Here is a 3,000-nt window from a genome sequence, read left to right as displayed (position 1 = left end):
CCGCCGGCTCCCGGTCGCGCACGCCGGCGGCGTCGAGCTCGTGCACCTCGACGCCGTTGGCGCGGCCGCGGCGGACCAGCTCGGCCATCCGGCCCAGCTCCGACTCGTCGGTCGCGACGACGACCTTGCCGCACTCGCGGTAGGGCAGGTCCTGCTCGGCGCAGAACGCCTTGGTCTCCGCGCAGCCCGCGACCGCCAGCCGGGCCTTGAGCGAGCCGGGCGCGTAGTAGAGCCCGGAGTGGATGACGTTGGAGTTGCGCCCGGTCTGGTGCGCGGCGAGCGAGGACTCCCGCTCCACGAGCGCGACCGAGGTGTGGCCCGCGTCGAGCAGGGCGGTGAGGACGGCGAGCCCGACGATGCCTCCACCGACGACGACGACGTCGTGGCGGGGGCTCGGCCCCGGCAGCGAGCCGGGCGCCCCCGCACGTGCTGGTGCTCCTGCGCGCGGCGCGTCAGCCACGGTGCTCCTCTCCACGGACCCCGACCAGCCCGGCCTCGGCGGTCTCCTCGACCGACCCACCCTGCCCCTCGCCGGCGTGGTCGCCCGCCGCGGGGGGCGGGTCGGGGTCCCACACCAGCAACGACACGATCCGCATCCGTCCCCGGGCGTCCTCGCCGCCCTCGGCGCGCAGCCGCAGGCCCCCGACCTCGGCCTCCGCGCCCGGCAGCGGCACCCGGCCGAGGCGCTGCGCGAGGAGCCCGCCGACGGTGTCGACGTCCTCGCGGTCGAACTCCACCCCGGTGGCCTCCTCGAGGTCCTCGACGGGCAGACGTGCGGACACCCGCAGCGACCCGTCGTCGAGGCGCTCCAGCGGGCGGTGCTCGGCGGTGTCGTACTCGTCGGTGATCTCGCCGACGATCTCCTCGAGGATGTCCTCGATGGTCACCAGCCCCGCCGTGCCGCCGTACTCGTCCACGACGAGGGCCATGTGGTTGCGGGTGCGCTGCATGTCGCGCAGCAGCTCGTCGGCCTGCTTGGAGTCCGGGACGAACGCGGCCGGGCGCATGATCTCGGCGATCGCACCCGGGTGGTCGGCGGGCGCTCCCGACGGGTCGTTCGCCAGCGCCGTCGTGAACCGCACCATGTCCTTGAGGTAGGCGACGCCGACGGTGTCGTCGGTGTTCTCGCCGATCACCGGGATACGGGAGTACCCCGAGCGCAGCGCGAGCGCGAGGGCCTGGCGCACGGTCTTGTCGCGCTCGATCCACACCATCTCGGTGCGCGGCACCATCACCTCGCGCACCCGGGTGTCGTCGAGCTCGAACACCGACTGGATCATCGAGCGCTCGTCGTCGTCGACGACGCCGCGCGCCTCGGCCATGTCGACCAGCTCGCGCAGCTCCACCTCGTGGCTGAACGGCCCCTCGCGGAAGCCGCGGCCGGGGGTGATGGCGTTGCCGATGAGGATCAGCAGGGACGCGAGCGGGCCGAGCAGCCGCACGAGCGCCCGGATCGGCAGCGCGACCGCCAGCCCGATCTCGTAGGGGTGCTGCAGGCCGAGGGTGCGGGGCCCGACGCCGATCAGCACGTAGGACACGACGACCACGACGACGGCCGCGATCGTCACGGCCAGGCCGTCCACGGCCACGAACTGCAGCGCGACGTAGGCGCCCAGCACCGTCGCGACGGACTCGCAGGACAGCCGGAGCAGCAGCACGAGGTTGAGGTGGCGCGACTTGTCGGCGACCACCGTGGCCAGCGCCCGCGCCCCGGTCCGCCCCTCGCGCACCAGCTGGTCCACCCGCGCCGGCGACATGGTCGTGATCGCGGCGTCGGCGGCCGCGAACACCCCGGCCAGCGGCACCAGCAGCAGCGCGACGACCAGTTCGGCGGCCTGGGCCCCGGTCACGACGGGTCCGGCTCGCCGGTTTCAACGGTCGAGCTCCGCTGCGCTTCGTCTCCCGGGGGCTCGTCGAGGCCGACCGTCCCCAGCAGTTTCGCGTCCGCGGCGCGCTGGCGCTCCCGCGTGAGGCGCTCCCGCTCCGCGCGGGCCCGCTCGGCCACCTCGGTGCGCCAGCCGAGGAGCAGCTCGCCCTGGAGGCCGAACATCTCCTTCTCCTCGTCGGGCTCCGCGTGGTCGTACCCGAGCAAGTGCAGCACGCCGTGCACGGTGAGCAGGTGCAGCTCGTCGTCGAGGGAGTGCCCGGCCGAGACCGCCTGGTCCCGCGCGAACGCCGGGCACAGCACGATGTCGCCGAGCAGGCTCGGGCCGCTCGGCGGGGCGTCCGGGCGCTTGGCGGTGTCGAGCTCGTCCATCGGGAAGCTCATGACGTCGGTCGGCCCCGGCTCCTCGAGCCACCGCTCGTGCAGCTCCGACATCGGCTCGAGCTCGACGAGCAGGATCGACAGCTCCGCCAGCGGGCTCACGCCCATCTGCTCGAGGGCGTAGCGGGCGACGTCGACGATCGGCGCCTCGTCGACGTCGACCCCGGACTCGTTGGCGATCTCGATGCTCATCGCGCTCAGCGTCCCCGGCGGTCGCGACGGGTCTGCGGCGGCCCGTTGCGGGGGGCGTTCGGGACCGCCTTGGGCCCGTTGCTGCTGCGCTCGTCCCACCGGCCGTAGGCGTCGATGATGTCGGCGACCAGCCGGTGACGGACGACGTCGGCGCTGGTCAGCTCGCTGAAGTGCAGGTCGTCCACGCCGTCGAGGATCTGGCGCACCACCTGCAGGCCGGACATCTGGCCGCCCGGGAGGTCGACCTGCGTGATGTCGCCGGTGATGACCATCTTCGAGTTGAAGCCGAGCCGCGTCAGGAACATCTTCATCTGTTCCGGCGTCGTGTTCTGGGCCTCGTCGAGGATGATGAACGCGTCGTTCAGCGAGCGGCCGCGCATGTACGCCAGCGGCGCGATCTCGATGGTCCCCGCCGCCATCAGCTTCGGCACGGACTCCTGGTCGAGCATGTCGTGCAGCGCGTCGTAGAGCGGCCGCAGGTACGGGTCGATCTTCTCGGAGAGCGTGCCGGGCAGGAAGCCGAGCCGCTCCCCCGCCTCGAC

4 protein-coding genes are annotated in these 3,000 nt (G+C 73.2%); all 4 read right to left on the bottom strand.

The features are described 5' to 3' along the window. On the bottom strand, positions 1-460 hold a 460-nt coding region (locus AC0CYZ_RS28800; protein WP_472221539.1), incomplete at its 3' end, for an FAD-dependent oxidoreductase. After that, on the bottom strand, positions 453-1,850 hold the full coding sequence (locus tag AC0CYZ_RS28795) for a hemolysin family protein (protein WP_472221538.1): 1,398 nt from the start codon (positions 1,848-1,850) through the stop codon (positions 453-455). The genes AC0CYZ_RS28800 and AC0CYZ_RS28795, both read right to left, overlap by 8 nt. Further along, positions 1,847-2,458, bottom strand: a complete 612-nt coding sequence (ybeY, locus tag AC0CYZ_RS28790; protein WP_472221537.1) for an rRNA maturation RNase YbeY — start codon at positions 2,456-2,458, stop codon at positions 1,847-1,849. The genes AC0CYZ_RS28795 and ybeY overlap by 4 nt, the downstream gene beginning before the upstream one ends. A 5-nt stretch (positions 2,459-2,463) precedes the next feature. Next, the coding region (locus AC0CYZ_RS28785; RefSeq protein WP_472221536.1) for a PhoH family protein at positions 2,464-3,000 on the bottom strand (537 nt) is incomplete at its 5' end.

The organism is Actinomycetospora sp., from assembly GCF_055612215.1.
The sequence above is the reverse complement of the archived record's forward strand: the minus strand, read 5'-3'. Positions and strand labels throughout refer to the sequence as shown.

Bases quoted from the DNA above. Each gene is read 5' to 3' on its own strand.
- ybeY (WP_472221537.1), bottom strand. From the start codon at position 2,458: ATGAGCATCGAGATCGCCAACGAGTCCGGGGTCGACGTCGACGAGGCG.